This is a genomic window from Paraburkholderia sp. BL10I2N1, assembly GCF_004361815.1.
GTDB lineage: Bacteria > Pseudomonadota > Gammaproteobacteria > Burkholderiales > Burkholderiaceae > Paraburkholderia.
The window spans coordinates 1,615,654-1,642,344 of the sequence record NZ_SNWA01000002.1 but is presented as its reverse complement, the minus strand read 5'-3'; the positions used below and the strand labels follow the sequence as shown (position 1 = coordinate 1,642,344).

Sequence of the window (26,691 nt, the reverse complement as noted above, 5' to 3'; positions counted from 1 at the left end):
GCGCAGCGCGTGCTATTGCTCGTGATCGTGCTCGGCGACGAAGTGGCGAAGATAAGCGAGAACGGCGGCTTCAGCGGCCCGGTGATCACGGCTGCTTTTCGAACCGGCGTTCTCTTCGTCGCCAAAGAGCGCCGACGGCGCGTCGTGAACATCGACTTCCTGCCCTTCGCGATATAAGCGGATTTCATGGGCCGCTTCGATATATTCGGCGATCCAGTGAACGCCTTCGATGTGGGTGCCCGCGCGTATCGATGGTGGTTTCATGGTGGCGTCTCCCGACAGACCGGGCATACGGAGCCGGTCCCTGCTCTAACAATAGGCGCTACAAGCATCGAGCGCACCCTTTGTTGAAGTCGGGCCTGGCCTCGTCACGTGCCCGCGCGGATAAATGCGCGGACAAGGCGCCGGGCATACAGGCAGCCTCGACGAAGGGCGCCGCCGGCCGTTCGGCAGCCGCAAAAAAAAGCGGCCCATACCAGGACCGCCCGCGCTCATCACTGAGCGTGCGTGGCGCTGCCGCGTGCGTTATTGCACGCTGGCCAGCGCTTCGCGAACCGTGCTGAAAATGCGCTCGATCTGCGCTTCCTCGATGATCAGCGGCGGCGAAAACGCGAGGATATCGCCCGTGAAGCGGATCAGGACGCCTGCCTCGAAGCATTTGAGGAAGGCTTCATAGGCGCGTGCGCCCGGTGCGCCCGCGCGTGACTCCAGTTCAACGCCCGCCACGAGGCCGAGATTGCGGATGTCCTTCACGTACGGCGCGTCGCGCAGCGCGTGGACAGCGCTTTCGAACTTCGGCGCCATCGCATGGGCGCGCGCGAAGAGATCTTCGCGGCGATACAGATCGAGTGTCGCGATCGCTGCGGCCGCTGCTGCCGGATGTGCAGAATACGTGTAGCCGTGCGCGAGTTCGATCGCGCCAGGCGCACCGCTGTTGACGATCGTGTCGTGGATCGTGCGGCTCGCCGCGACCGCGCCCATCGGAATGGCCGCGTTATTCATCGCCTTTGCCATGGTCAGCAGATCCGGCGTTACGCCGAAATATTCGCTGGCCGTCGCCTTGCCGAGGCGACCAAAACCGGTGATCACCTCGTCGAAAATTAGCAGAATGCCGTGTTTCGTGCAGATTTCGCGCAGCTTCTGCAAATAGCCCTGCGGCGGGATCAGCACGCCCGTCGAACCCGCGACCGGCTCGACGATGACTGCGGCGATCGTCGACGCGTCGTGCAGCGTGACGAGGCGTTCGAGTTCTTCGGCAAGATGTGCGCCCCAAGCCGGTTGTCCCTTCGAAAACGCGTTGTGTTCGAGGTTGTGCGTGTGCGGCAGATGATCGACCGAAGGCAGAAGCGCGCCCGAAAACGTCTTGCGGTTAGGCGAAATGCCGCCCACTGAAATGCCGCCGAAGCCCACGCCATGGTAGCCGCGCTCACGGCCGATCAGCCGCGTGCGTTGCCCTTCGCCACGGGCGCGGTAGTACGCAAGCGCGATTTTCAGCGCGGTATCGACCGATTCGGAGCCCGAATTCGTGAAGAAAATCCGGTCCAGGCCTTCGGGCATCAGTTCGGCGACTTTCGATGCCGCTTCGAACGCGAGCGGATGACCCATCTGGAAGGTCGGCGCGAAGTCGAGCGTCGAAATCTGCTTCGTGATGGCCTCGACGATCTCAGCGCGGCTGTGCCCCGCGTTCACGCACCAGAGGCCGGCGCAGCCGTCCAGCACCTCGCGTCCGTCGGTCGTGCGGTAGTACATGCCTTTCGCCGATTCCAGCAGGCGCGGCGCGGCCTTGAACTGGCGGTTGGCGGTAAACGGCATCCAGAATGACGACAGGTCATCGATGACGGGGCGCGAAGTCATAGGTTTTCTCCTCGAAGTGGTAGCGAAACTGTAGCGTCCGCGGTTAAATGGCGGACATAAACAGTTGATTTACTGCGCTGATAACTGTGCTGGTAAATTGGCCTTAACTGTAGTGGTTATCGACGCCCCCTTCGCCATGATCGAACTACCTCTGGAACGCGACCGCCGCAGCGCGCCAACGCTTGTCGAGCAGCTGGTACAAGGCTTTGCCGAAGCCATCGAGGCGCAGTCGCTGCGTTCCGGCGCGCTGTTGCCGTCGGTCCGACAGCTCGCGCAGACGCATCAGCTAAGCACCTTCACTGTGATGGAGGCGTACAACCGCCTTGTTTCGATGGGGCTCGTGACCGCGCGGCGCGGCTCCGGCTATCGCGTGGCGACTGCGGGCGCGCCGGCGACGCGCGCCAGTGCGTCCGACTGGCAGCCTCCCAGCCTCACGGCGACCTGGCTGCTGTCCGACGTGTTCGTCGATCATTCGGTGCCGATCAAGGCCGGTTGCGGCTGGTTGCCGAACGAATGGGTGAACGGCTCCGGGCTGCATCATGCGTTGCGTGCGATGAGCCGCGTGCCGGCCGGGCGGTTCGCCGACTACGGCCATCCGTATGGATTTGCGCCGCTGCGCGAGCGCATCGCCGAGCAACTGGACCGGCGCGGCCTGCCGGTCGACGTCTCCAATGTGCTGCTTACCCAGGGCGCAACCCAGGCGCTCGACCTGATCGTGCGCACGCTGCTGCGCCCGGGCGACACGGTACTGGTCGAAGATCCTGGTTACTGCAACCTGCTGCAGATTCTCAAGCTGGCGGGACTCGTCGTGCACGGCGTGCCGCGCACGCCGGCAGGCCTCGACACCGAGATGCTCGAAACGCTTGTCACCGCTCACCGGCCGAAGGCGATTTTCGTCAACACGACGCTGCAGAACCCGACCGGCGCGACGCTCAGCATGGCGTCAGCGTTTCGTCTGTTGCAGATCGCCGAGCGGCAGCGCATGTGGGTGATCGAGGACGATGTCAGCCGCGAACTTGCGCCGCCCGGTGCGCCGCTACTTGCCGCGATGGAAGGGCTGCAACGGGTGCTCTACGTCAGCGGCTTTTCGAAGACCGTTACGCCGGGGTTGCGCTGCGGCTATGTCGTCGCCGAACGCGACGTGTTGCGCGAGCTGGCGCGCACCAAGATGGCAGTTGGCCTGACCTCGTCGGAGGCGATCGAGCGGATCGTCGACAAGGTCCTGCTCGAAGGCCGTCATGCACGCCATGTCGAGACCGTGAACGAGCGGCTGAAGGCTGCGCACGCGCTGTTCGAGGAGCGCATCGATGCGGCCGGACTCGAGCTGTTTCACCGGCCACGCGCAGGGCTTTTCGTATGGGCACGTCTGCCGGTCGAGCCGGAGCGCGCTGGTGAAATCGCAACGGCCGCGTTGCGTGACGGCATCTGGCTCGCCCCCGGCTCGTATTTCCGACCGGACGACACGCCAAGCGCGTGGTTCCGTTTCAATGTGCCGTATTCGGCCGATGATGCGTTGTGGCGCTTCATCGATAAGGTTCGGAGCCGCGAGGTGTCGCTATGAATGGCGAGAAGGCGTTCTGAAGCGTTTGGCCACGTCAACGGCGATCCCGACGCGCACCGTGCCTGCCTGGCGCGGCATCGCTGATTTCCCGTACCAAGCCATTCAATACGGTACGCTTATCAAGTTGATTAGTATCACTATTAGCTTGATTAAAAATTGAACGAAAACATGCCACCTGGGCGACGCGTGTCGGAAGTTCGTCTTTCACGCGGCAAGTCCACGACGCTTGTATCGCTTTGATGACGTACAGCCCTCTACGCGATGGCACCGCTGCTTGACCTACCCTCATAGCCGGCCGGTTCAGCCGAGCATGTGCAGGATGACGGGATACATCGACAGCACCAGGAGCAGTGCCATCACGATGTTGAAGGTACGCAGCCTGACGGGATTCGACAGGAAGCCGCGCAGGCCCGTGCCGAACGCGGCCCATAAGCAGATGCACGGCAGGCCGATCACATAAAACAGCACCGCCATCAAGAGCGCATTGAAGCCGAAGTCGGCGCTCAGATGAATCGTCGTCGCGGCGGTGAGCACCATCATCCACGCCTTTGGATTGACCCACTGGAACGCGATCGCTTCATGGAAACGCATCGGGCGGCGCTCGCCTTTGCGAACCTGCACTTCCCCCGACGTGCCGATTTTCCAGGCGAGATACAACAGATATGCGACGCTTGCAGTCTCCAGCACGGTGTACAGCATCGGCAGACGGCGGAATGCCTCGCCGAGCCCAAAGCCCACCGACAGCATCAACAGCGCGACACCCGCACTGATACCCAGAACATGCGGCACGGTACGGCGAAAACCGAAGTTGACGCCCGACGCGAGAAGCATCGTGTTGTTCGGTCCGGGCGTGATGGTGGTGACAAGCGCGAACAGAACGCCGGCGGGCAGGGCGCTCAGGCTGATCAAGGTGTCGAACGGCATGAAAGGCTCCGGCATCGATGGATTTTCATGCAGTTTATCCATTGAGGCCGGTACAGTACCGATACAGATAGGCAGATGCTCTCCGGTACGGATTCCCGTTCGCTACGGTGCCGGTGCCGCCGGTTGGCGGGGAAGGCTTGGTGTGCCGCCGGGCCCGGCAGGATCGGGGTTACCGAATCGTGGGATGCCCCCGTTCGTGCGGGCACGGTCCAGTTCCGCTCGTACCTGCGCGCGTGTTTTCGGTCCGGCATCCGGCGCGGTAGGCATCGAGGCAGGCTGGACGGTCTGTACGGCCTGTCGGGCTTCGGCGTCTGGCTGCATTGGACCAATCGGCTGGGACACTGCCGGCGCGCCGGACACAGCGGATGCTGCCTGCCGCGCGGCCGACTCCACCTCTACGGCTTCGGGGGCGGGACTTGTCGCCTGAATGTCGGCGCTGGTGTTCGGGGCGATCTTGACTTGCTGGGTGGTCCCGGCCTGTACATGACGTGAAGCACTCGCTGCGTGTTCGCGCATGGCCAGGGTGCCGCCGCGCAGGCGATCGGCTTTTGCCCGCGACCGGGGGCCAGGCCGCGGTGATTCCACCGTTTCAGGCGCCTTCTCGGGGTGCGCAACCGGGGATGCCTGCTCCGCCATGTCCTCGCGCGCCCGCAGATCTCTCTCAAGCGCCTGCACCTCTTCATCGTCCTGATGAAGCGATCGCATCGAGTCTAGCAGGACCCTGGCCGAAACAAGATCGTTGCGTCGCAAGCTGTCCCGAGCCGCCTCAAGTGTTTGCGCCATGCCGGCGTTTGAACTGCTGTCGGCGAAAGCCGGCGCTAACCTCACCGACCCGCTCGCCATATCGTCTCTCCCCCGCGAAGCGGAGGCGTCATTGCGCTCGAAGCTGGATTGATCTCCCGCAAGGTGCTGGTTTGAGCGCGATACATAGGCAGTGATCGCCAGTGCACTAATCACCAGGCCCGCAAGAAATATTTTCCTTGATTCGCGAATCATGACGTCTGCCCCTCGAATCACGAACATGCGCAGCCGAAGGCATGAAATGGCGACCCGAATCCATCGAATCGTTCGCGGCCAATGGCAAATACACATGGACCGCAAGCGCCGCGGTTTCCGTCACGTATGAAGTCAAACCCGAACTCGATGCGCGGATTTCTATTTAATATGCTCCGAAATGAGACTTTCGTCGCTTTTCGGGCGCGGCGCCTGACAGACGGATGAGCGTGCGATGAAGCTGGGCGGCCGGCGCATGCGCTCCATGCGGCCCGGCCGTAGGCGGAATCCTTAGAACGCCGAGAAAAATGCCCGTGCGGCGACCATGCAGAACGGCGCGACGAGTTCGCCATGGTAGGCCTGAAGCACTGCGGAAGCGCCCCCATCCTTGGCGCCCGCGGCAACAGCCTGTGCTGCGAGTGTCGCTTTCGCGAGCGCGAAACCTTGCTTGATGCCCGCATAGATGTCATTTGGCCCAGAGACCGGAGAGTCGACATCCAGCACCGTGGTGAGCCGGGCTGGCACCCCGGCGTTTTGCCAGTAGGCCTGTTCAATGAGCGTATTGAAGAAGAACACCGTCGGATCCGACTGCCCTCCGCAGAGCTGAACGGGCGCGCGGGGCATCCAGTTTCGCAAATCGTTTCGCTTGAATGCCTGGCGCAGGGGGGCAGTCGGATTCGCGGCAGGCGCCATTGCTGCCGTTGAGCTGGGGAAGGCGCCGTCGGGATAGCGAGCCGCGTCTTCAAGAAGGCTCAGGCGATAAGCGTTGCGCACGAGGTTTGCGCTGCCAAAACCTGTCGCAAACAGCGGCGTTAGCCCGGGCGGCACGAGCGGCGGGGACTTCGGCGGGGTGAGCGACGCGAACTGTGGCGCAGGAGGGATGTTGCTGAAGAGTTGCGTCGCAGGCAGTTTCCCCTGTGCGATTAGCGTGCCGATGGGTGTCACGTTTGGCAGGAGGGTCTCGATGCCAGGCGCGTACGCGGCTTCGTAGAGGTCGAAAGGCGTGCCATAGATGTTGTGGTAAGCATGCTGGTAGCTCGTCGCGACCAGGACCGTGAACACGGTGGAGCCAAGGTCCACTTCGCCCGCAAGCAGCGCGTCACCCATGGCGGCAAGCGCGTAAGGACCCGATCCCGGGGCGGCCGCCGTCACGGTGACGCCCGCCGCTTGCAGCGCGCGATGCGTGGCCATGGCCACATGGCCGCCCTGCGAATACCCGGTGATGAAGAGCTTGCCGTTTTCGCGGGTCCTTCTTCCGGAGCGCCTGTCGTCCATGACCGCACGCGCTGCCCGCAACGAGTCGATCATGTCGGCCGATTGCTGGTCTGCGTTAAGGTAGGGGTGGTAGCTCAGATCGGAGCCTGCGTAGCCGGCGTAGTTGCTCGCCACCACGATATAGCCCTGAGCCGCGTACATGGCCGCAATGCTGATGCCCTCGGATGCGCCGTCGCCGTTGGCAGGATCTGCCTGCGTGACGTCGGCGATATTGTAGTTGCGATACGTCGTGGTCCCGTGCGCATACATCAAGGTCGGGCGTGGCCCGCTGCATGCCCGGCTGCCGCCCGGAATCATCAGCGCGGCGCTGGAGGTCGTGTGTTCCCCCGCACCGCCGATTGTCCGGTAGCGGAAATACACGATCTCGATGTCGCAAGCCGGGGTGCCCGCGATTTGCAGGAGCTGCCTACCCGAAGCGCTCGACGCAAGCAATGTCGAAAGCGTGCTGGCGCCGAGGCGCAACGTGGTCTGCTGACCGAGGATTCGACCACGGGCGTTGCATGCCCCATCGCATTCCGGGCTGGCTTGCACGTAGACACTCGTGCCCAGCATGAACGATGTCAGCAGTGCCAGGCCCGTATTGCGTATCGTCTTCGACATGTCAGGCTCCGTCTTGTTGGAATTCGTTTATTGGGGCTGCTTCGCATGGTTGGATGAGTATAGGTAAACGGACTGACGGATCGCCAGCCTTGTCTTGATCTCACTGTGTAAAGTGAATGCTCCACACGGCGTGATGGGCGCAGGCGAGCCGACGTGGTGCGGCATTCCCTGTAAAAAGGCAGGAAGCCGGGTTCGTGGGAGTGCTGCGGTGAAGCAAACGCCGATGCAATCGCGTGCAGTGCTTGAAGAAGGCGGATTCTTCCGCATTAGCCCGACGATGGCCGGTCGCAACGGCGGTCGCTCTTTTTGGAATGCCCCGTACCCGCCGAAGATTGTCGCTGAGCGGGTTTTCGTCGCGTGCGATTGCGCAGAAGCTGGCGACTTCGTTCGAGACCGTGCGCTCCCGTAAGAAGCATCTCTACGCCAACCTCGGCGCCGGTTCGCAATCGGAGCTGTTTGCGATGTTCTACGAGCCAGGCCGCACCAAGTCCGATGGATGACGGCCTGACCTTGTGGTCGTGCCCCACTCAAGGCGCACGCTAAAGACGTTGCGCGTTGAGAGGGCACGCGGTCTGATCCGCGCGAATCAGCGCGTACCGCCGCCTGCCAGGAGTTGCTCGCCGGTGAGCCAACGGGCGTCATCCGACGCGAGGAAGGTGACGATGGAGGCGATATCGTCCGGCTTGCCGATGCGTCCAAGCGGCGTCTGACTGATGGCCCACGTCTCGAAGTCCGAGCCCATAAAGCCGGCGCTGTGCGTGCCTTCGGTCTCGATCATGCCAGGGTTTACCGTGTTGACCCGAATCTTCTTCGGACCGAGTTCGCGCGCGAGCACGCCGGTGATGGCGTCGACCGCACCCTTCGTACCCGTGTATACCGCGCTCCCCGGAGGCGTGATGCGGGTGACCACTGAGCCGATGTTGATGATGCTGGCCCCTTCGACGAGATGCTTTACGGCTGCCTGCGTGACGAGCAGGAGACCGAGCACGTTGACGTTGAAGTGCTTGTGGAAGTGCTCTTCGGTGATGGTGTCGATGGGCGAGAATTCGTACACCCCCGAGTTGTTCACGAGAATGTCGAGGCGGCCATAAGTTTCAATGGCCGCCTCGATGATGCCTTGGGCGTCGGCTGCCCTGGACACGTCGCCCGCCACAGAGACAGCCTTGCCGCCGGCTGCGCTAATGGCGCTGACGACTGCGTCCGCGCCGGTCTTGCTGGACGCATAGTTAACGACCACCGATGCGCCTTCCGCGGCTAGCGATCTGGCGATTGCGGCCCCGATACCCTTCGATGCGCCCGTGACAACCGCTACCTTTCCTGTCAGTTTGCTCATGATCTTTCCTATCGATGTATTTTGCGTCGGGGTGAAGGATTCACCGTGGTGGAAGTGCAGCGACGCCGTGACAGGTGCCAATCTAGGCAACCAGCGAGACCGGATCAAGCCGCTGGAGCCGAATAGATACGGCGGGATATCCGAACAATCGAAACGGGACGTGTCGCCCACGGCACGACAGGAAGTTCTGTCAGCACTTACAACGCACGGCTCGTTTGCCGCGAGAGATTACCGCGCGGCCTTGCCTTTGTAGGCATAGTCGTCGTTCAGTGTGGACAGAAACGCAGCTACATCGTCGATGTCCTGCTCGGTCCAGGCGGGACGCCCGCCTGGCTTGCGCGTGAGTGGCTCGTCGATGGTGTCGACATTGCCGCGCATCGCGACGGGCAGGTCATTGAACTTGTCGATCTTGCCGTGGCGATCGACCGGATACCACTTCGCCGGGTTGGTATCGCGTTGCACGTAAAAGCGCAATGCATCTTTCAACGTATGGAAGCGGCCATTGTGAAAGAACACCTGACGGGTTGCCGTGTTGCGCAATGACGGTGTCTTGAACAGCCCGCAATTGCTTGTGTCGCCTGACTGATCGGTGCGCAGAGGTCCGCACAGGCCCATGTCGAAATAGCGTGAATCCGCATTCACATGCAACTCCGGATTGCGCGGCACGCCGAGCGCTTCGAAGTTGTAGTCGGTGAAAAGCGGGTGCGAGCCATCCGCACCTCGCTGATCGATGTGGCACGACGCGCAGTTGCCGCCCGCCGGATCGTCGAACAGCTTCTTCCCGCGCAGTTCGCGCGCCGTCAGCTTTACCTTGCCGTCGAGGTAGTAGTCGAACTTGCTGTTGTATGGATGAAAATCCGGGTCTTCAAGTTCGAAGCGCTCGATTGCGTACATCGCCTGGGTGAACGCTCTGGACGGGTCCGCAAAGATGTTCTGGCCGAAAACCTCCTTGAACCGTGCGGCATACGGCGCCCGTTCGAGCTTCGACAAAACCGCAACGCGATCCGTATTGGCCATCTCGTTCGGGTTGAAAAGCGGAAAGACGGCCTGGTGATGCAGATAGTTGAAGCGGCCGTCCCATCCGAAGCCGCCGGACGGCGCGTTATCGGTATCCTGGATGCGTTCGGCAACGGTCGCGGCCTGTGCATGACTCCAGACCGGCGTCCGGTTTAGCACGTAGCGCAGACTCGGCACCGCTCGCGTGCCTTGCGAACGCAGGTCGGGACCGCCCAGCTGCGCAGGCAGCCCGTTGGGCGGACCATATGCGTGCGACGGGCTATGACAGCTTGCACACGACATCTTCCCCGAGGCCGACAACGACTGATCGAAAAACATCAGTTTGCCCAGCGCGGCGGCGTCGCTGTACGTGGGCGTCGCATCAAGCGTTGCCGCAACTGCCGCCATCGGCAGCAGCGCGGCGCTCATCAGCACGGCGAGCGCCGCTTGTCGCGTTTTCAGAACGGCCATCGGCTTAGAGATTGGTGAAGATGTCCGGACCGAAGCTCACGAGGCCGGCCTGTGCGGCATAGCCGAGGTAGTTGAGCCCGAAGATGTCTTCAAGGCTCCTGAGCAGCGAATAGTGGTTGTACGGCACGGTCGACACCGTGCCCGGCTTGATGAACTTCGAGATCATCACTGCGCCTGTCTGGTCGCCGCCATAGCTCTGCTTGGTCAGGTTGATCGTAAGCCCCTTGTACGTGAGCGACGAAGTCTGCGGGAACACGCCCAGGTTCGGACCAGGTTGCTGGCTGCAGCAGGTCGTGCCGGCGAACGTGAGGTCTTGTCCGCTGGCTGATGTGGTCACCGTCGCGTAACTGCTTTCGTCGAAGTTGATGATCAACAGGCCGTCCTGCTGGAATGCTGGCGATGCGGTAATGATTGGCACCCACTTCTGCAGGAATGCGTCGGCGCTCGTCAGGCCGCCCGGCTGGCCGTTCACGCATGGCGCATCGTGGCCGTCGTCACAGAGGTTCGGGGTGATCAGATTGAAGTTGGCGGTGGTTGAGATCGACTGCAGATCGGTCGTCAGGTTGTTCAGGTTCACGACGTGCTGCCCGCAATCCGGCGAATCGATGATCGAGTGGAAGTACATGAATGGGTTATGCCGCGTCGCGTACTGGTCGCCGAGCGGTACTGCCGCGCTCGGTGCCTCTGCGGACTGCGTCAGATCGGTCGTATTGAGCGTCGGATGACCACAGGTGGCCGCTTCACGAGCCGGGTCGTTGCCCATGTCGCCTTCATAGCCCTTCCAGGTGTAGCCTGCCGCCGTCAACTGATCGGGCAGTGTCTTCACGCTCGCCGGATACACGCAGCCCGTGCCGATTGCCTGGCCGTCGGACGTCATGCCCGTCAGGTTGAAATCCTGATAGGTCATGCAGTCGTTGGCAGTGTCGATCGTGGCCGACTGTCCGCTAATCATCGAAATGTAGTTGTCGAGACTCACGTGCCCCGTGCCGTAATACTGGTGGACCATTGCACCTTGTGAGGCGAGCGTCTGGGCGAGATACGGCGCCTTGGTGTTCGCGCCAAAGGTGGTCGCGTAGTTTTCGTTTTCGAGGGTAATGACGAAGACGTGCTTGATCTTCTGCAGTCCTTGCGGATATGACGACGAACTGCATGCCGCTATGGCGGCTCCAATGATGGCGGCCAAAACGATAGCGAAAAGCGCGCGCATCCAAGTGTGTTGATACATGTTTTCCCCACGGTTGAATTCATTTGAAGGTCGCAACTATGGGGGGCAGATATGACGATATCGTTAAAGATAGGCATGCTTATTATCTCAATAATGTCAATAATGAGACCGCACAGAAGCGCCCGCCTGGGCCAGGCGACATGCAAATGGCGCGGAAGGAGAGACGGGGAGGTTGCGGGGTCTTTTGATACCGCGTCTCTGCTCAGTGCAAAGGGCGGGGTGCATTGAAGCGGCCGCGCGGATCTAACCGGCCGGCTAGACGGGCGTCAGGGGGCGTGAACTCGACTGGCGCGATCCGCATGAGACGTTTGAGCATGAACTTGCGGCGATGGGGCATTAAACAAGTCACGTCTTCTGCCTACACTGCCTTCCATGCCATACGACATGGCTAGCAGATGAACCTTAACACTCAAGGAGTCGTTCATGTCCCGTCTTACCGCTATCAACCCCAACGAAGCTACCGGCAAAGCCGCTGAACTGTTCGCGGCGATCAAGAAGGCCGCGGGCAAGGTGCCGAACGCGTACGTCACGATCGGTACGCACAGCCCCGAAGCACTCGGCGCCATGCTTTCCGTCGATGGTGTCGTGTCGCACAGCAGCCTGGCCAAAGCCGACATCGAAGTCATCAAGCTAGCCGTCAGCGAAGTTGGGGGTTGTGACTACTGTGTCGCCGCACATACGCTGATGGGCAAGCTCGCCGGCCTGTCGCCAGAAGCGATGAAGCAGATCCGCGCCGGCTCCGCCACCGGCGATGCGAAGCGCGATGCGCTGGTGCGGTTTGTCCGCACGCTCGTCGATACGCGCGGCACGGTGCCGGCGGCCGAAGTTGACGCGGTGCGCGAAGCGGGTTACAGCGAGCGTCAGCTGATCGAAATCGCGCTGGCCGTGACGTCCATCACGTTCACCAATCTGGTCAACCGCGTGAACGACACGACGCTGGATTTCCCGGCAGTCGAGTAACACCCGGAAGCGGCGAGGGCCCGCAGGCTAGGGCCTTATCGCCAGCCTGACCGGCATCGAACTGGGCACCATCGTAAAGGCTGAAACTTCCTTGATGGTGCCCGGATCGACCGCCAGTTCCACGGTGAAGTTCGCCATCAGCATCGACAGCACGAGGCGCATTTCCACGCTGGCCAGATGCCGCCCAGGACAGACCCGCGGGCCGCCGCCGAACTGCAGGTAAGCGCGCGTTTCGTGCGCGCCGCGCGACGGGTCGCGCTGGTGCAGCCAGCGGTCCGGGTCGTAGCTGAGCGGCTCGACGAAATTGCGGGCATCGAGCATCGCGGGACGGTTCAGGAAGAACATCTTCGTGCCGGCCGGCAGCATGACATCCTGCAGACACACATCTTCCAGCGGTTCGAACGACTGGATGGCCGCCACGGGTCGTAGCCGGCCCGTTTCAGTGCAGAGCGCCTCGAACAGATCCAGCTCTTTCAGCGTGGCGTAGTCCGGGCACACCGGCGACGCGCCCAGCGCACTTCGCGCCTGTTCGGCGAGGCGCTGTTGCAGCGGCTGGTCGGTGGCGAGATACAGCAGCGTCCACGCGATTGAATTGGCGGTCGTGTCCTCGCCGGCCAGCAGCAGCGTCAGCACATTGGCGGCCACCTGGTCGTCGGTGATGCCGGAATCGGGCGCGTCGCGCATGGCCAGCATGGCTTCGAGCAGATGGCGCGGCGTCTCCGACGGATCGTCGCGCATGCGTTGCCGGGCACGCTCCATCATCTGACGCACATAACGGTGCACTTCGGTGAGCGCGCGATCGAAGCGCCGGTCGCGCGGCAACCTGACGTAGCGCCAGTAAGGGAAAGGCGTGTTGATGCGCGTCATCACCATCGGCAGGATCGCCGCCAGCTGTTCCTGGATGACGCCGCTGTCCTTGTCCAGCGTACGGGGATCTTCCCCGAATGCGAGTGCGCTCGTGACGTCGACGGTATAGCGCTTGAGTTCTTCCGTCATTTGCATGACCTTGCCCTGCGCGGCGGCGCGCGACCAGCGCGCATGCAGCCGCTCGGTGATCACGCTCAACGCCGGGTAGAACGCCTTGATATGCGGAATCGACAGCGCCTGCATGACCAGCCGGCGTTGCGGTTCCCAGACCGCGCCCTCGGCGGAAAAGAGACCGTTTGCGCCGATCTCTTCCAGCACCGATTCCAGCGTCGAATAGCGGCGATAGCGGTGCGGCCGCTCGCGCATGATGCTCTGGACGAGTTCGGTATCCGTCCAGACGATCACCGGCGAGCCGGCGAACTGGAACCGATAGGGCGTGCCCAGTTCTTCGGCCCATTTTTCCAGGATCAAATGAAGTCTTTCCGGCACTAGCTGATGCAGGTTGCCGAGAAACGGTAATCCTTTCGGACTCGGCAGGTCGGCGATCGTCCGCCGGGCGGTGGTTGCCCTATTCGTCGCTGCTTCCATCGATGAGGCCCTCTGTGCGGCGCCGCTGATGCGTTTTGCATCCGGCGCATCGGTTATACCGGTTGGGGCAACCGGCTTTCTCGTAGAGAGGATAGTGCATTGCGTCACGGATGCGTCGCTCAACCCGGTCGGCAGATCGCCCCTGCGTGGGCATCGCTGGCTGGCGCAATGCGGACAGAAAGCGCATGATCCAGGAACGCGCCGCCGGGATTCAGCAAGCGCTGTGTCTAAACGAGCAGGGCGGGCAGTGTGGCGCCACCAGGGTTGGCCGACGCGCAAAGAAGGACCAGACAGCCTTTCCACGCGCACGGCTGTGTGTTCGCAATCTCGGGAGGATCTAGCATGGAAAAACCTGACGCCGCCAATCCGTTTGGCGATTTCACCAAAATGCTCGAGCAGTTCAAGCTGCCCGGCTTCGACGTGCCCGCCATCATGGAAGCGCGGCGCAAGGACGTCGAAGCGCTGGTCGCGGCGAACCAGACCGCCTTCCAGGGCATGCAGTCGCTCGCGCAGAAGCAGGCCGAGATGTTGCGCACGACGCTGGGCGAACTGCAGGCGCTTGCCAGCCAGATGTCGAGTTCAGGCGGTGTGGCGTCCCCACAGGCTGCCGAGCTTGTTCAGCAGACGTTGCATAAGGCGCTCGCCAACATGCAGCAGCTTGCGCAGGCCGCCTATCAGTCGCAGGCCGAGTCGTACGCGGTCATCCAGAAACGCGTCGAGGAAAATGTCGAAGAGTTGAGGGCGCTTCTGCAACAGAAGAAATAGCCGCGCCCGTTCATGCCGGCCAGGGCCGCTCCAGTCAGATGGAAGCGGCCTTTTCTTTGGGCGCCGCTTGTTTCGCCGCCGATGCCGCGATGACGCGGTGCACGAAGCGCAGCTTGTCGATGACGGGCGTCGCCAGCGCGAACGGATAACCATCGGCCACGCCGACGCTGCGGTTCAGGCTGTTCAGCACGTTGGTCAGCGGAAACCAGCGCTTCATCAGGTTATCGAAGCTCGTTTCCTCGACGGGCGTGAGGTCGGTCAGCCTGGGTTGGTCCGGGCTGTCGGGCAGCAACGCGAGGTTGTACGACGCGGCGGTGTCGAGCGCGTCGATGATCAGCAGGTAGTGCGCCCAGGTTTCCGCCCAGTCTTCCCAGGGATGCATCGTGGCGTACGCACTGATCGACCGTTCCGCCCAGTCGGCGGGTGGACCGTCGCGGTAATAGGCGTCGAGCGACTCGGCATAGTCCGCCCGTTCGTCGCCGAACTGCTTGCGAAACAGCTTGACCCAACGGGTGTCGGCCACCAGACGGTCGAAAAAGTAATGACCGCTCTCGTGCCGGAAATGGCCGAGCAGCGTCCGGTACGGTTCGCCCATCGAAGTGCGCACGCGCTCGCGGTACGCGTCGTCGGCTTCGGCGATGTTCAGGGTGATGAGGCCGTTGTCATGGCCGGTCATGACCTTTGCGCCATCGCCGCCGTCTTCCAGAAACTCGAATTCCAGACCATGCTCCGGATCGGTTTGCCGCGATTCGACTGTCAGCCCGAGCGCAGCGAGCGTATAGAGCAGGCGCCGCTTGGCCGTTTCGAGGCGATACCAGTACAGCCGGTTCTCGGGCGCGCTCAGGTTGGGGATCCTGCAGGTCAGCTGGCAGGCGGCGCACAGCGTGTCGGGCGAGTCTGCCGGGATCATCCAGTTGCAGACTTCCTCCACTTCGAAGTTGTGGCACTGCCGGTACAACGCGCCATCGGCGCGTGGATGCAGGCTGCGCCACTGGCCATCACCCGCGTCTTCGAAGGCGCTGATTTCAGCGAGTTCCGGCACATAGCCGAGCAGCGCGTCGCAGCGTTCGCACAGCACGTTCTCGAAGAACACGAACTGCGCGCACCGGTTGCAATGGAAAGTTTTCATCGTTTTCGCTGAGGAGGTGAAGAGGCTGCACCACGCGCGGGCGACAGGGTGGATGTCACGGTCTGCGCGCCGGGTGCCGGAGCGCTTCAGCAATCTCCATGCCGCAGTTGTCGCCGGACATTTCTTTCTCACGCATTATGTGCATGATGGGGCATGAGCGCTGCGCCGGTTTGGTGCGTGGGACGCAAAAGCGCCGGCCGCATCGCTCGAATCTGGTCTGGTTCGCCGGACCGCCTTGACTGGCGGGGCGGCGAGGTCTCGAAACAAACGGCATGAAGCTTGCTTTTTGGCGGCTGCCATCCTTTGCGCAGGAGTCCGGTGTGTCCATACGTGCCGCGTTGACCCATGTCACACATTACCGCTACGACCGTCCGGTCGGGCTGTCCCCCCAGGTGGTTCGCCTGCGGCCCGCACCGCATTGCCGCACGCCGATTCTGTCGTATTCGATGCGTGTCGAGCCGACGGAGCACTTCATCAACTGGCAGCAGGACGCGTTCGCCAATTATCAGGCGCGGCTCGTGTTTCCCGAGAAAACGCGCGAGTTCAAGGTAACGGTCGATCTTGTCGCGGAGATGGCGGTCTACAACCCGTTCGATTTTTTCCTCGAGCCGTCCGCCGAGAAATTCCCGTTCGAGTATGCGCCGGGTCTCGCGCGCGAACTCGCGCCGTACCTGGTGAAGCCCGAGCTGACGCCGCGTTTTGCGGAGTTTGTGGCGAGCATCGACCGGACGCCGCGCATCACGGCCGATTTCCTCGTCGACCTGAACCAGCGTCTGCAGCGCGAGATCCGCTATCTGATCCGGATGGAGCCGGGCGTGCAGACCCCGGAGGAAACGCTCGTCAACGCTTCCGGTTCCTGTCGTGATTCGGGCTGGCTGCTGGTGGAGACGCTGCGCCAGCTGGGTCTGGCGGCGCGTTTCGTGTCCGGTTACCTGCTGCAGCTCGCGCCCGACACCAAATCGCTCGACGGCCCGAGCGGCACGGAAGTCGATTTCACCGACCTGCACGCGTGGTGCGAGGTCTACCTGCCGGGCGCGGGCTGGATCGGCTTCGATCCGACCTCCGGCCTGCTGGCCGGCGAAGGCCATATTCCGGTCGCCTGCACGCCGGAGCCAGGCAGCGCGGCGCCGATTTCGGGCGCCGTCGACGAATCCGAGGTCGAATTCGAGCACACGATGACGATCCAGCGCGTGCTTGAAACGCCGCGCGTGACGAAGCCCTACACGGAGGAAGTCTGGTCCGAGGTCGTGGAGATGGGTGAGCGGGTCGACCAGCATCTGGCCGACATGGACGTGCGCCTGACGATGGGCGGCGAGCCGACCTTCGTTGCCGTGCGGGACCGTGACGCCGCCGAATGGAACACCGACGCGCTCGGGCCGACCAAGCGCGGCTATGCGGTCGCGCTGATGGACAAGCTGCGCACGCGCTACGGCGCGAACGGCTTTATGCACATCGGGCAGGGCAAGTGGTACCCGGGCGAGCAGTTGCCGCGCTGGGCGATGTCGCTTTACTGGCGGGCGGACGGCGAGCCGTGCTGGCACGACCCGTCGCTTTTCGCCGACGAGCGCGACCCCGGCCGCTATACCGCCGAAGATGCGCAGCGCTTCATCCAGCATCTGGCTGGCAAGCTGGCGCTCGATACCAGAACCATCCAGCCCGGCTACGAGGACACGTTCTACTACTTGTGGCGCGAACGCCGCCTGCCGGTGAACGTCGATCCGTTCGAATCGAAGCTCGACGACGAACTGGAGCGCGCGCGTTTGCGTCGCGTGTTCGATGCGGGCCTCGCGAGCGTCACGGGTTATGTGTTGCCGCTGTCGCGCTCGGACCGCACGCCGTTGCAGGGGCCAAAGTGGGTGAGCGGCGCGTGGTTCTTTCGCGACGAGCGCATGTTCCTGATACCCGGCGATTCGCCGATGGGCTACCGGCTGCCGCTCGAATCGCTGCCGTGGGTGTCGAAGACCGACTATCCGTGGCAGCACGCCCACGATCCGTTTGCGCCGCCTGCGCCGTTGCGCTCGGCGGCGCAGTTGCGGATGCAGTACGACGCGGGCGGTGCGGCTTCGAAAGCCGCGTTTCGTGAAGAGGGCGGGGTGACAGGTACCGGCGGCGGAATGGCCGGCGATCGCGCCGGCCGTGGCGACCCGGGCGCAGCCTGGGCGAGCGCGGCGGAACGCATGCCCGAACGCGGCGAATCGGCAAGCTGGATCACACGCACAGCGCTGTGCGTCGAAGCCCGCGACCCGGCGCGCGCGGCTGGCCCGAAGGTGGAGACCAAAAACTTTGGCAGCGGCCGCACGCTGCTTCATGTATTCATGCCGCCTTTGACCGAGCTGGACGACTATCTCGACCTGGTCGCCGCAGTCGAGGCGACGGCGGCCGAGCTGCAGATGAAGGTGATCATCGAAGGCTATCCGCCGCCGCGCGATCCACGCCTGAAGATGCTGCAGGTGACGCCCGACCCGGGCGTGATCGAAGTGAACATCCACCCGGCTTCCAACTGGGAGCAACTGGTCGATCACACCGAATATCTTTATCAGTCGGCGCACGAGTCGTATCTGTCGACCGAGAAGTTCATGCTCGACGGCCGCCACACCGGCACAGGCGGCGGCAATCACTTCGTGCTGGGGGGCGCCACGCCCGCCGACAGTCCGTTCCTGCGCCGGCCCGACCTGCTGGCGAGCCTGATCGCTTACTGGCACAACCATCCGTCGCTGTCGTACCTGTTCTCCGGTCTTTTTATCGGACCGACGAGCCAGGCGCCGCGCGTCGACGAAGCGCGCAACGATCAGGTCTATGAACTGGAACTGGCTTTCCTCGAACTGCAACGTCAGATCGACCGGCTCGGCGGACGCAATGGCGGGCAGTTGCCGTCGTGGCTGGTCGACCGGACGCTGCGCAATATCCTGATCGACGTCACCGGCAACACGCACCGCGCCGAGTTCTGCATCGACAAGCTGTATTCGCCCGACGGTCCAACCGGCCGCCTTGGCCTGCTGGAGCTGCGCGGCTTCGAAATGCCGCCGCATGCGCGCATGAGTCTCGTGCAGCAACTGCTGCTGCGGGCGCTCGTCGCGAGTTTCTGGAAAACGCCGTACACGACGCGTCTCACGCGCTGGGGCCCGGAACTGCACGACCGTTTCCTGCTCGGCAGCTTCGTGCAGATGGATTTCGACGACGTGCTCGCCGATCTCGCCGAAGCAGGCTACGCGTTCGATCGGGCGTGGTTCGCGCCGCACTACGAATTCCGTTTCCCGCTGGTCGGCGAGATCACAACGAACGGCATTGCGCTGACGATACGCAGCGCGCTCGAACCGTGGCACGTGATGGGCGAAGAGGGCGCGCCCGGCGGGACAGTGCGCTACGTGGATTCGTCGGTGGAGCGGGTCGAGGTGCGGGCGCTCGGTCTGAACGATAACCGCCATGTGGTGACGGTCAACGGGGTCCCGCTGCCGATGCAGCCGACCGGCCGGACCAGCGAACACGTTGCGGGTGTGCGGTTCCGCGCATGGTCGCAGCCGTCGGCGCTGCACCCTACCATAGGCGTGGATGCGCCGCTGACTTTCGACCTCGTCGATACATGGACGGGCCGTTCGATCGCCGGATGCCAGTATCATGTCGCTCATCCGGGTGGACGCAGCTACCAGACGTTCCCGGTGAACGCGTACGAAGCCGAGAGCCGGCGGCGCTCGCGCTTCTTCACGATCGGCCATACACCTGGGCCGCTCGCCGTCGAAGTGCCGCAACGCAGCCTGGAGTTTCCGTTCACGCTGGATCTGCGTTACTGGTGAATCGAACAGTTAACTTCATACGACCTTGGCCTTTCAATCGACTTTTCCCTTCGAGCCCACCGCAGGCCTCGCCGACGCGCTAGCGGTGCTGCGCGCCCTGCCTGCACGCGAGGGCCACTGGGACGAGTTGCGCGACGCGGACGGCGCGTTGCGCGAGCCATGGCGGCGGTTTTTCGAACTGCTGGGCGAAGACGGCATTGCGGGTCTCGATCTCGACGTGGCGTCGGTCGCGCAGCAGATCCGCGATAACGACATCAGCTACAACGTCTACGCAGACAAGGGCGAATCGCGCGCGTGGGCGCTCGATCTGCTGCCGTTCCTGATCGACGAGGACGAGTGGGCGGAAATCGAGCGTGGTGTGACGCAGCGCGCGCATCTGCTGAACGCGATCGTCGCCGATATCTACGGCCCGCAGACGTTGCTGAAACGAGGCCTGTTGCCGCCGGCGCTGGTGTTCGGCCATCCCGGCTATCTGCGTCCGGTGAAGGGCTACACGCCGCCTGGCGGCCAGTATCTGCAGTTCGTGGCAATCGATCTGGCACGGGCCGCGAATGGCAGCTGGACGGTGATGTCGCATCGCACCGAAGCACCGTCGGGACTCGGCTACGCGCTGGAAAACCGTGTCATCGTGTCGGGCCTGTTCCCCGAGCCATTCCGCGAGATGCGCGTGTCCCGCCTCGCGCCGTCGTTTTCGCAACTGGTCGGAACGCTTGCGAATCTGGCCCGCGACACGATGCACGAAGGTGAAGACGGGTCGCCGCATATCGCGTTGCTGACGCCGGGACCGTACAGCGAAACCTATTTCGAGCACACCTTTCTCGCGCGCTATCTGGGCGTGACGCTGGTCGAAGGCAAGGACCTGACGGTGCGCAACGACATGCTGTATCTGAAGACGCTCGGCGGACTCGAGCGTGTGCATGTCGTACTGCGCCGGCTCGACGATGCGTTCTGCGATCCGGTCGAACTGCGGGCCGACTCTACGATTGGCATTCCGGGGCTGCTACAGGTGATGCGGGCAGGCAACGTGGTGGTGTCGAACGTGCCGGGTTCCGGTTTCGCTGAATCGCCTGCGTTGCATGGCTTCATGCCGGGCATCGCCGATGCGCTGCTGAACGAAGAACTGGTGTTGCCCGACGTGCCGACGTGGTGGTGCGGCGAAGATGCCGCGCGCGCCCATGCGTTCGCGCAACAGGACAGCGCTTTTCTGATTCCCACGTGGCCCGACGCACAGCGCGAAGGGGTGCCCGGTGTAGCGATCGGACCGCAACGGCTCGACGCGTGGCGCGAGCGCATCGAAACGACACCCGACGCGTTCACGATCCAGCAGCCGCTTCCGTACTCCTGCACACCGCGCTACGAAGAGGGCAGGATCGGCGGGCGCCCGTCGGTGCTGCGGGTGTTCGCGATTGCCGACTTCAACGGCGCGTGGCATGTGATGCCCGGCGGTTTCACGCGCCTTGCCGCCGAGCGGCAGTCCACCGTGTCGATGCAGTTCGGCGGCAGCAGCGTCGATACCTGGGTGTTGTCGAGCCAGCCGTTCTCGACCTTCTCGTTGCTGCCTTCGCCGATCAAACCCGGCGATCTTGCCCGCAAACATCGGACGGTATCGAGCCGCGCTGCGGAAAACCTGTTCTGGTCGGGGCGCTACGGCGAACGCGCAGAAAACAATGTGCGGCTTTTGCGCCTGATACTCGGTTCGCTGGAAAACAACGATGCCGATGTGATGTTTTCGACGCTTGTCGAACTGGCGCTGCAAAGCGGCCTCGTTCCGGCGGTCGACATGCTGCCCGAACGCTCGCCGCAGGCTTTCGAACGCACCCTCGTGGCGAACCTCAACGAGCATACCGGCGCGGCCAGTATCGGCCAGAATCTTGCCGCGCAGGCGCGTGCGAGCGGCGAGATTCGTGGCCGGCTGTCGAGCGATCACTGGCGCACCATCGTGGCGGCGCGCAACGATTTCCGCGACGCGCTGACCACGTTGACGCCTTCTCCTGCGTTCACCTCCTTGCAGGAGGGGCGCCGGGACCGCTACGACCGCGTGACGCTGATGAACGCGCTCGAACATCTGTCGACGCAGCTTTCGGCGATCAGCGGCGCACAGGGTGACCGGATGACGCGCGACGAGGCTTGGCGACTGCTCTTCGTCGGGCGACACATCGAGCGTATCTCGGCGATGACGACGACCTTGCGCATCGTCGCCGAGGGCAGGCAACTGGCGACGCCCGAGGGCTTCGATCTGCTGCTGCAACTTTTCGACAGCACGCTGACATACCGCTCGCTTTATCCGGGGCGCTTTGAGTTGCCTGCGCTGCTCGACCTGCTGGTGGTCGAGCCGACCAATCCTCGCGGCTTGTACGGCGTATACGAACGCCTGTGCAAGAAGCTCGACGAGATCACGGTTGCGGCCGGCAACTCGCGGCACAAGACGTTCGTCGCGTTGATGCGGCCGGTTGATACGCTGCCGACGCTCGAGCGGCTATGCTCGGCGGACGCGGACGGCGACTATCTCGAACTGATCGACCTGTGCAACGACCTCAATACGTTCGTGGCGGTCGCGGCCAACGAGATCAGCGCCCGTTATTTCAGCCACGCGAATACGCTGGCATCGCGGGTGTCGTCATGACGGCTGGGCATACCGTGTTGTCGGTGCTGCACCGGACGACCTATCACTATTCGACCTTCGTCGAAACCGCGCAGCATCTGGCGACGATCCGGCCTCTTGCGTGCGAGTGGCAGCGGGTGGTGAACCACGCCGAGCGGATCGAGCCGACGCCATCGTACCTGCATAGCCGCATCGATGCCTTCGGCAACGACGTGCTGTATTTCGCGCTCGACACGCCGCACGAACGCCTGCAACTGGTCAGCGAAACGACCGTGCAGCTGACGCCGCGCTGGACCTCGCTCGATCCGGAATCGACGCCCGCATGGGATGTCGTGGCCGACGAACTGCGCTTTAGCGTCGGCGGTCAGTTTCGGCCGGAGACGGAGTTCTGCTTCGCGTCGCCGAATATCGTTCTGCTGCCCGGATTGCGCGCCTATGCGCTGCCGAGTTTTCCGCCGGGCACGCCGATCGCGGTCGGTGCGGTCGATCTGATGCATCGCGTTCACGCGGACTTCGATTACAGGCCGTCGGCCACGATGTTCGATACGCCGGCCGAGCGCGCGTTCGAGTTGAAGGGCGGCGTCTGCCAGGACTTTGCGCAGGTGATGATCGCCTGCCTGCGCTCGCTCGGGCTGCCGGCGCGCTATGTGAGCGGCTATCTGCGCAACGATCCGCCGCCGGGGCAGCCGCGTCTGATCGGCGCAGATGCGTCGCATGCGTGGGTGTCGGTGTATTGCCCGGGTAGCGGTTGGATCGACCTCGACCCGACCAACGACGTCCTCGCCGATATCGACCACATCACGCTCGCCACCGGGCGCGACTACAGCGACGTGTCGCTGCTGCGCGGGATGATTCTCGGCGGCGGCGCGCATCGCGTAGAGGTCGGCGTCAGCGTGATCCCGCTCTAGCGTGTTGACGCGGATCCGGCATCGGCGCCGGTAGGATACCCGTCGGGAGGGATGATCGCGCGTGGATGGAGTACTTGACAGTGTGCGTATGCACACATATACTGCCTTTCATGAATCGACCCATCTCCTACGACGAATGCAACTGTTTCGCGCTGCGGCAGGCGGCGCGTCACGTGACGCAGATCTACGAGCGCCACCTAGGGCAGGTCGGCCTGACGGCGGCGCAGTTTACGATTCTGGCCAAACTGGCCCGTACGCCGAAGCTGACGATGCTGGACCTCGCCGACGCCATGGTCATGGATCGCACCACGCTGGTCCGCGCAATGAAGCCGCTGCAACGCGACGGGCTCGTCGAGACCGAATCGGCGGAGCATGACGGACGGACCTTTGAGTTCAGTCTGTCGAAAAGCGGCGAAAAAACCTTCGATCGGGCTGCCGTCGCGTGGCGCGCGGCGCAGGACGAGTTCGAAGAGAAATTCGGACGGGCACGCGCCAAGGCGCTGCGTTCAGAACTGTTTGATATCACCGAATAGCGAGCCGGGTGCAAAGCACTTCGGCGAGTTTGCGACGTTTTGATGTGTGCATACTCACTTATAAACCGGCTAACGAACATGCCCTTTGCTCCTGAAGACGATTGTTTTGCGATCCGCCAGGCTGCGCGCCACGTATCGCAGCTTTACGATCGGCATCTCGCGAACGTAGGCCTGACGATCACGCAGTTTTCGATCATGGGACGAATCAGGCGTGCGGGCCGCCTGACGATGAAGCAACTGGCCGACGAGATGGTGTTGCAGCGCACGTCGCTGGTTAGGGCGATCCAGCCGTTGCGGCGCGACGGGCTGGTATTCACCGACTCGCTCGAACCGGAGCAGCGCGCCCTGGTTCTGGGTCTGACGAAAGACGGCGAAGAACGGATTCTCGCGGCACGGCAGCATTGGTCTGCAGCGCAGGATGAATTCGAGCAGCGCTTCGGTCTCGCGCGCGCAGCAGCGCTGCGCCGGGAGCTGCTTGCGTTGACACAGGAATAGATTCGAGGCTCGCACGAAGCAGGAAATGGCCGGCGCAGATCAGTGCGCCATTTTTTGAAGCAATGGAGTGCATACGCACAGATCAACATGTCCACTACCCCGTCGACTCTCGCCCCCGCCAGCGCACCCGCCGGCACCGTTGGCAGCGCGCGTGCAGCGCGCCGCATCCCGTGGATGCTGCTTGCTGTCATCGCTGTGCTCGTGGCGCTCGTCGCCGCGGGATCGTACTGGTTCATCGTTGGCCGCTTCGTGGAGACGACCGATGACGCGTACATCGGTGGGGACGTCACCGTCATGGCGCCGAGGGTGAGCGGCTTCGTGACGGACGTGCTGGTGAAAGACAACGAGCACGTGCACGTCAATCAGGTTCTGATCCGGCTGGATGCGCGCGACTACGATGCGCGTCTCGCTCAGGCCAATGCCGAAGTGGCAGGCGCGAAGGCGGCAGTCACCGAGTTGCAGGCGAAGAAATCGCTGCAACTGGCAACGATCAACGAGCAGTCCGCTGAAGTTCGCGCGTCGGGTGCGGAACTGACGCGCAGCGCCTCGGACGAGGCACGCTATCGAGAACTGGTGAAGGACGACGCCGTGTCGAACCAGGTCGTCGAACGCGCGGACGCCGACCTGCTCAAGGCACGTGCCGCAGTGGATCGCAGCAACGCAGCCTTCACCGCGGCGCAGCGGCAACTGGTCGTGCTCGACGCGCAGATTGGCGATGCCGAGGCCCGCGTGGCGACGGCCGAGGCGGCACAGCGCGTGGCCGCACTGAACGTCGAGTACACGACCATCCGTTCGCCCATCGACGGCTACGTCGGCAACCGCACGGCACGCGTCGGCCTGCTGGCGAACGTAGGCGTCTCGCTGCTGACGGTCGTGCCGTCGAGCGGCCTGTGGATCGATGCCAACTTCAAGGAAGACCAGTTAAAGAAGATGCGCGTAGGCGATACGGTCGATGTTGATCTCGACGCCTCCAGCGGCAGGATCCACGGCGTGGTTGAAAGCCTGGCGCCCGCAACAGGTGCGACCTTCAGCGTCCTGCCGGCAGAAAACGCAACCGGCAACTTCACGAAGATCGTGCAGCGCGTGCCGGTGCGCGTCCACCTGAATGTGTCGAAGGAAATGGAACGCGTGCTGCGGCCCGGCCTGTCGGCGACGGTGAGGGTGCACCTCGCCGGTCAGGCTTGATGAGCGAGCAGGCGACACGATCATGAACCGCACAAACGCCTTCTCCATGAACTCCGGTCCTGCCGCTCTCCCGGCCAATCCCGCCGACCAGCCGACGCGCACCAAAGTCTTCGCATTCGCGCTGATGTGCCTCGGCTTCTTCATGGCGACGCTCGACATCCAGATCGTTGCGTCGTCACTGAGGGACATCGGCGGCGGTCTGTCGGCCAGCCAGGACGAGTTGTCCTGGGTACAGACTTCATATCTGATCGCCGAGATTCTGGTGATCCCGATGTCTGGCTGGCTCACGCGTGTGTTTTCGACGCGCTGGCTCTTCACCGCCTCCGCGTTCGGCTTCACGGTGACGAGCATGCTGTGCGGCCTGGCGTGGGATATCAACTCGATGATCGTGTTTCGCGGCCTGCAGGGCGCGCTCGGCGCGGCGATGATCCCCACCGTCTTTACGACCGCGTTCGTGCTGTTCCCCGGCAAGCAGCGGCTGATCGCTTCCACGACGATCGGCGCTCTAGCATCGCTCGCACCGACGATCGGCCCGGTGATCGGCGGCTGGATCACCTCGCAATGGTCGTGGCACTGGCTGTTCTATCTGAACGTCGTGCCCGGCATCTTCGTCACCGTGCTCGTGCCGAAGTTCGTGCACATCGATGAAGTCGATCTCTCGCTGCTTAAAAAGGGCGACTACCTGGGCATTTTGCTGATGTCCGGCTTTCTCGGTTGCCTCGAATATGTGCTCGAAGAAGGCCCCCGCAAGAACTGGTTCGGTGATGACGTCATTGTTCTGTGCACGTGGATTTCCGCGATCTGCGGCTTTCTGTTCATCGTGCACGCCTTCACGGCGAAGGAACCGATTGTCGATCTCCGGGCGCTGGCGATCCGCAACTTCGGCATTGGCAGCCTGTTGTCGTTCATTACGGGCGTCGGCATTTTCTGCGCGGTGTTTCTGACCCCGGTGTTTCTCGCGCGTGTGCGTGGCTTCGACTCGTTGCAGATTGGTCTTGCGTTGCTCTCGGTGGGTTGCTTCCAGTTGATTGCACTCGTCGCGTATTCGCTGCTGGCGCGCGTGATCGATATGCGCCTGCTGATGATATTCGGCCTCGTGTGCTTTGGTGTCGGTCTCTACCTGTACGTGCCGTTGACGAGCCAGTGGGGCTGGCGTGAACTGCTGATTCCGCAGGCGCTGCGCGGTATCGGGCAACAGTTCTGCATTCCGCCGATCGTCACGATGGCGCTCGGGTCGCTGCCGCCTTCGCGGCTTCGCTCGGCGAGCGGGCTCTTCAACCTGATGCGGAATCTCGGCGGCGCGATTGGCATTGCCGTTGCCAGCACGATGCTCAACGACCGCCTGAACCTGCACTTCGAGCGCCTCGACGAACACGTCACGGCGGGGCGGCCCGTCGTCGAATCGCTGCTTCATCAGCAGGCCGCGCACCTGGCCGCAATCGGCGGCGACGCGCTCGACTCGGCGAGCGCCGGCCTCGACGTGCTGCATTCGCTCCTGATGCGCGAAGCGCTCGTGCTGACCTTCTCCGATGCCTTTCTCGCAGTGGCGCTCTGCTTTGTCGTCGGCCTGGCAAGCGTGGCTTTCTCGCGCCCGTTTGGCAACACCGCACCGCCTCCTGACGCTCACTGAGAGACC

At 63.2% G+C, this 26,691-nt stretch carries 22 protein-coding genes and 1 pseudogene; 12 read left to right on the top strand and 11 right to left on the bottom strand.

Going from position 1 to position 26,691, the window contains the following annotated elements:
- Positions 1-12: 12 nt before the first annotated feature.
- The gene (locus tag B0G77_RS29405) at positions 13-264 is read right to left on the bottom strand and encodes a hypothetical protein (RefSeq protein WP_133665416.1); all 252 of its coding nucleotides are present in this window, start codon (positions 262-264) and stop codon (positions 13-15) included.
- A gap of 261 nt (positions 265-525) precedes the next feature.
- Positions 526-1,854, bottom strand: a complete 1,329-nt coding sequence (locus B0G77_RS29400; protein ID WP_133665415.1) for an aspartate aminotransferase family protein — start codon at positions 1,852-1,854, stop codon at positions 526-528.
- A gap of 136 nt (positions 1,855-1,990) precedes the next feature.
- On the opposite strand from B0G77_RS29400, the gene B0G77_RS29395 reads away from it, so the two are divergent.
- Complete coding sequence (locus B0G77_RS29395; protein WP_133665414.1) at positions 1,991-3,415, top strand: PLP-dependent aminotransferase family protein; 1,425 nt, start codon at positions 1,991-1,993, stop codon at positions 3,413-3,415.
- A gap of 34 nt (positions 3,416-3,449) precedes the next feature.
- Here B0G77_RS29395 and B0G77_RS43515 read toward each other — a convergent pair whose 3' ends face one another.
- The 3 genes from B0G77_RS43515 to B0G77_RS29385 all read right to left on the bottom strand — a co-directional run bounded on the left by B0G77_RS43515 (position 3,450) and on the right by B0G77_RS29385 (position 5,335).
- Positions 3,450-3,623: a hypothetical protein gene (locus B0G77_RS43515; protein WP_166656304.1), complete on the bottom strand. Its 174-nt coding sequence runs from the start codon at positions 3,621-3,623 to the stop codon at positions 3,450-3,452.
- Between the two features lie 92 nt (positions 3,624-3,715).
- The gene (locus B0G77_RS29390) at positions 3,716-4,339 is read right to left on the bottom strand and encodes a LysE family translocator (protein WP_133665413.1); all 624 of its coding nucleotides are present in this window, start codon (positions 4,337-4,339) and stop codon (positions 3,716-3,718) included.
- A gap of 102 nt (positions 4,340-4,441) precedes the next feature.
- A complete protein-coding gene (locus B0G77_RS29385; protein ID WP_166656303.1) occupies positions 4,442-5,335 on the bottom strand; it encodes a DUF4148 domain-containing protein in 894 nt (297 codons plus the stop codon).
- Between the two features lie 41 nt (positions 5,336-5,376).
- On the opposite strand from B0G77_RS29385, the gene B0G77_RS45340 reads away from it, so the two are divergent.
- Complete coding sequence (locus B0G77_RS45340; protein ID WP_279571357.1) at positions 5,377-5,502, top strand: hypothetical protein; 126 nt, start codon at positions 5,377-5,379, stop codon at positions 5,500-5,502.
- A gap of 121 nt (positions 5,503-5,623) precedes the next feature.
- Here the strand turns inward: B0G77_RS45340 and B0G77_RS29380 are convergent, their stop codons facing one another.
- On the bottom strand, positions 5,624-7,207 hold the full coding sequence (locus B0G77_RS29380; protein WP_133665411.1) for a CocE/NonD family hydrolase: 1,584 nt from the start codon (positions 7,205-7,207) through the stop codon (positions 5,624-5,626).
- 332 nt (positions 7,208-7,539) lie between these two features.
- Here B0G77_RS29380 and B0G77_RS29375 point away from each other — a divergent pair.
- Positions 7,540-7,707: pseudogene (locus tag B0G77_RS29375) on the top strand (LuxR C-terminal-related transcriptional regulator); the annotation flags it as partial.
- An 86-nt stretch (positions 7,708-7,793) separates the two neighbouring features.
- Here B0G77_RS29375 and B0G77_RS29370 read toward each other — a convergent pair.
- The 3 genes from B0G77_RS29370 to B0G77_RS29360 all read right to left on the bottom strand — a co-directional run bounded on the left by B0G77_RS29370 (position 7,794) and on the right by B0G77_RS29360 (position 11,232).
- Positions 7,794-8,540 carry a glucose 1-dehydrogenase gene (locus tag B0G77_RS29370; protein WP_133665410.1) on the bottom strand — a complete coding sequence of 249 codons (747 nt, stop codon included), beginning with the start codon at positions 8,538-8,540 and terminating at the stop codon, positions 7,794-7,796.
- 228 nt (positions 8,541-8,768) lie between these two features.
- Positions 8,769-9,944, bottom strand: a complete 1,176-nt coding sequence (locus B0G77_RS29365) for a cytochrome c peroxidase (protein WP_133666927.1) — start codon at positions 9,942-9,944, stop codon at positions 8,769-8,771.
- A gap of 67 nt (positions 9,945-10,011) precedes the next feature.
- On the bottom strand, positions 10,012-11,232 hold the full coding sequence (locus B0G77_RS29360; RefSeq protein ID WP_133665409.1) for an alkaline phosphatase family protein: 1,221 nt from the start codon (positions 11,230-11,232) through the stop codon (positions 10,012-10,014).
- 423 nt (positions 11,233-11,655) lie between these two features.
- On the opposite strand from B0G77_RS29360, the gene B0G77_RS29355 reads away from it, so the two are divergent.
- Entirely contained in the window at positions 11,656-12,192 is a 537-nt protein-coding gene (locus B0G77_RS29355; RefSeq protein ID WP_133665408.1) for a carboxymuconolactone decarboxylase family protein, read from the top strand.
- 27 nt (positions 12,193-12,219) lie between these two features.
- On the opposite strand, the gene B0G77_RS29350 is transcribed toward B0G77_RS29355, so the two are convergent.
- Complete coding sequence (locus B0G77_RS29350; protein ID WP_133665407.1) at positions 12,220-13,647, bottom strand: cytochrome P450; 1,428 nt, start codon at positions 13,645-13,647, stop codon at positions 12,220-12,222.
- A 342-nt stretch (positions 13,648-13,989) separates the two neighbouring features.
- On the opposite strand from B0G77_RS29350, the gene B0G77_RS29345 reads away from it, so the two are divergent.
- Positions 13,990-14,412, top strand: coding sequence for a phasin family protein (locus B0G77_RS29345; protein WP_133665406.1), 423 nt, complete (start codon positions 13,990-13,992; stop codon positions 14,410-14,412).
- A gap of 34 nt (positions 14,413-14,446) precedes the next feature.
- Here the strand turns inward: B0G77_RS29345 and B0G77_RS29340 are convergent, their stop codons facing one another.
- Positions 14,447-15,541: a putative zinc-binding metallopeptidase gene (locus tag B0G77_RS29340; RefSeq protein ID WP_133665405.1), complete on the bottom strand. Its 1,095-nt coding sequence runs from the start codon at positions 15,539-15,541 to the stop codon at positions 14,447-14,449.
- Positions 15,542-15,861: 320 nt separating this feature from the next.
- On the opposite strand from B0G77_RS29340, the gene B0G77_RS29335 reads away from it, so the two are divergent.
- The 7 genes from B0G77_RS29335 (at position 15,862) to B0G77_RS29305 (ending at position 26,685) form a co-directional block, all read left to right on the top strand.
- Positions 15,862-19,332 carry a transglutaminase family protein gene (locus B0G77_RS29335; RefSeq protein ID WP_133665404.1) on the top strand — a complete coding sequence of 1,157 codons (3,471 nt, stop codon included), beginning with the start codon at positions 15,862-15,864 and terminating at the stop codon, positions 19,330-19,332.
- A 25-nt stretch (positions 19,333-19,357) separates the two neighbouring features.
- Positions 19,358-21,955 carry a circularly permuted type 2 ATP-grasp protein gene (locus B0G77_RS29330; RefSeq protein WP_133665403.1) on the top strand — a complete coding sequence of 866 codons (2,598 nt, stop codon included), beginning with the start codon at positions 19,358-19,360 and terminating at the stop codon, positions 21,953-21,955.
- Positions 21,952-22,842 (top strand): transglutaminase family protein, encoded by an 891-nt coding sequence (locus B0G77_RS29325; protein WP_133665402.1) that lies wholly within the window; start codon positions 21,952-21,954, stop codon positions 22,840-22,842. Before B0G77_RS29330 ends, B0G77_RS29325 begins: the two co-directional genes overlap by 4 nt.
- A gap of 110 nt (positions 22,843-22,952) precedes the next feature.
- The gene (locus B0G77_RS29320) at positions 22,953-23,375 is read left to right on the top strand and encodes a MarR family winged helix-turn-helix transcriptional regulator (RefSeq protein ID WP_133665401.1); all 423 of its coding nucleotides are present in this window, start codon (positions 22,953-22,955) and stop codon (positions 23,373-23,375) included.
- Between the two features lie 78 nt (positions 23,376-23,453).
- Entirely contained in the window at positions 23,454-23,870 is a 417-nt protein-coding gene (locus tag B0G77_RS29315) for a MarR family transcriptional regulator (RefSeq protein ID WP_133665400.1), read from the top strand.
- 87 nt (positions 23,871-23,957) lie between these two features.
- Positions 23,958-25,055, top strand: coding sequence for an HlyD family secretion protein (locus B0G77_RS29310; protein ID WP_133665399.1), 1,098 nt, complete (start codon positions 23,958-23,960; stop codon positions 25,053-25,055).
- Between the two features lie 46 nt (positions 25,056-25,101).
- Positions 25,102-26,685 carry a DHA2 family efflux MFS transporter permease subunit gene (locus tag B0G77_RS29305; protein WP_133666926.1) on the top strand — a complete coding sequence of 528 codons (1,584 nt, stop codon included), beginning with the start codon at positions 25,102-25,104 and terminating at the stop codon, positions 26,683-26,685.
- Positions 26,686-26,691 lie beyond the last annotated feature (6 nt).

Bases quoted from the DNA above. Each gene is read 5' to 3' on its own strand.
- B0G77_RS29350 (WP_133665407.1), bottom strand. From the start codon at position 13,647: ATGGAAGCAGCGACGAATAGGGCAACCACCGCCCGGCGGACGATCGCC.
- B0G77_RS29320 (WP_133665401.1), top strand. From the start codon at position 22,953: ATGAATCGACCCATCTCCTACGACGAATGCAACTGTTTCGCGCTGCGG.
- B0G77_RS29345 (WP_133665406.1), top strand. From the start codon at position 13,990: ATGGAAAAACCTGACGCCGCCAATCCGTTTGGCGATTTCACCAAAATG.
- B0G77_RS29380 (WP_133665411.1), bottom strand. From the start codon at position 7,207: ATGTCGAAGACGATACGCAATACGGGCCTGGCACTGCTGACATCGTTC.
- B0G77_RS45340 (WP_279571357.1), top strand. From the start codon at position 5,377: ATGAAATGGCGACCCGAATCCATCGAATCGTTCGCGGCCAATGGCAAA.
- B0G77_RS29360 (WP_133665409.1), bottom strand. From the start codon at position 11,232: ATGTATCAACACACTTGGATGCGCGCGCTTTTCGCTATCGTTTTGGCC.
- B0G77_RS29310 (WP_133665399.1), top strand. From the start codon at position 23,958: ATGTCCACTACCCCGTCGACTCTCGCCCCCGCCAGCGCACCCGCCGGC.
- B0G77_RS29315 (WP_133665400.1), top strand. From the start codon at position 23,454: ATGCCCTTTGCTCCTGAAGACGATTGTTTTGCGATCCGCCAGGCTGCG.
- B0G77_RS29385 (WP_166656303.1), bottom strand. From the start codon at position 5,335: ATGATTCGCGAATCAAGGAAAATATTTCTTGCGGGCCTGGTGATTAGT.
- B0G77_RS29305 (WP_133666926.1), top strand. From the start codon at position 25,102: ATGAACTCCGGTCCTGCCGCTCTCCCGGCCAATCCCGCCGACCAGCCG.
- B0G77_RS29370 (WP_133665410.1), bottom strand. From the start codon at position 8,540: ATGAGCAAACTGACAGGAAAGGTAGCGGTTGTCACGGGCGCATCGAAG.
- B0G77_RS29405 (WP_133665416.1), bottom strand. From the start codon at position 264: ATGAAACCACCATCGATACGCGCGGGCACCCACATCGAAGGCGTTCAC.
- B0G77_RS29325 (WP_133665402.1), top strand. From the start codon at position 21,952: ATGACGGCTGGGCATACCGTGTTGTCGGTGCTGCACCGGACGACCTAT.
- B0G77_RS29395 (WP_133665414.1), top strand. From the start codon at position 1,991: ATGATCGAACTACCTCTGGAACGCGACCGCCGCAGCGCGCCAACGCTT.
- B0G77_RS29400 (WP_133665415.1), bottom strand. From the start codon at position 1,854: ATGACTTCGCGCCCCGTCATCGATGACCTGTCGTCATTCTGGATGCCG.
- B0G77_RS29365 (WP_133666927.1), bottom strand. From the start codon at position 9,944: ATGGCGGCAGTTGCGGCAACGCTTGATGCGACGCCCACGTACAGCGAC.
- B0G77_RS29390 (WP_133665413.1), bottom strand. From the start codon at position 4,339: ATGCCGTTCGACACCTTGATCAGCCTGAGCGCCCTGCCCGCCGGCGTT.
- B0G77_RS29340 (WP_133665405.1), bottom strand. From the start codon at position 15,541: ATGAAAACTTTCCATTGCAACCGGTGCGCGCAGTTCGTGTTCTTCGAG.
- B0G77_RS29355 (WP_133665408.1), top strand. From the start codon at position 11,656: ATGTCCCGTCTTACCGCTATCAACCCCAACGAAGCTACCGGCAAAGCC.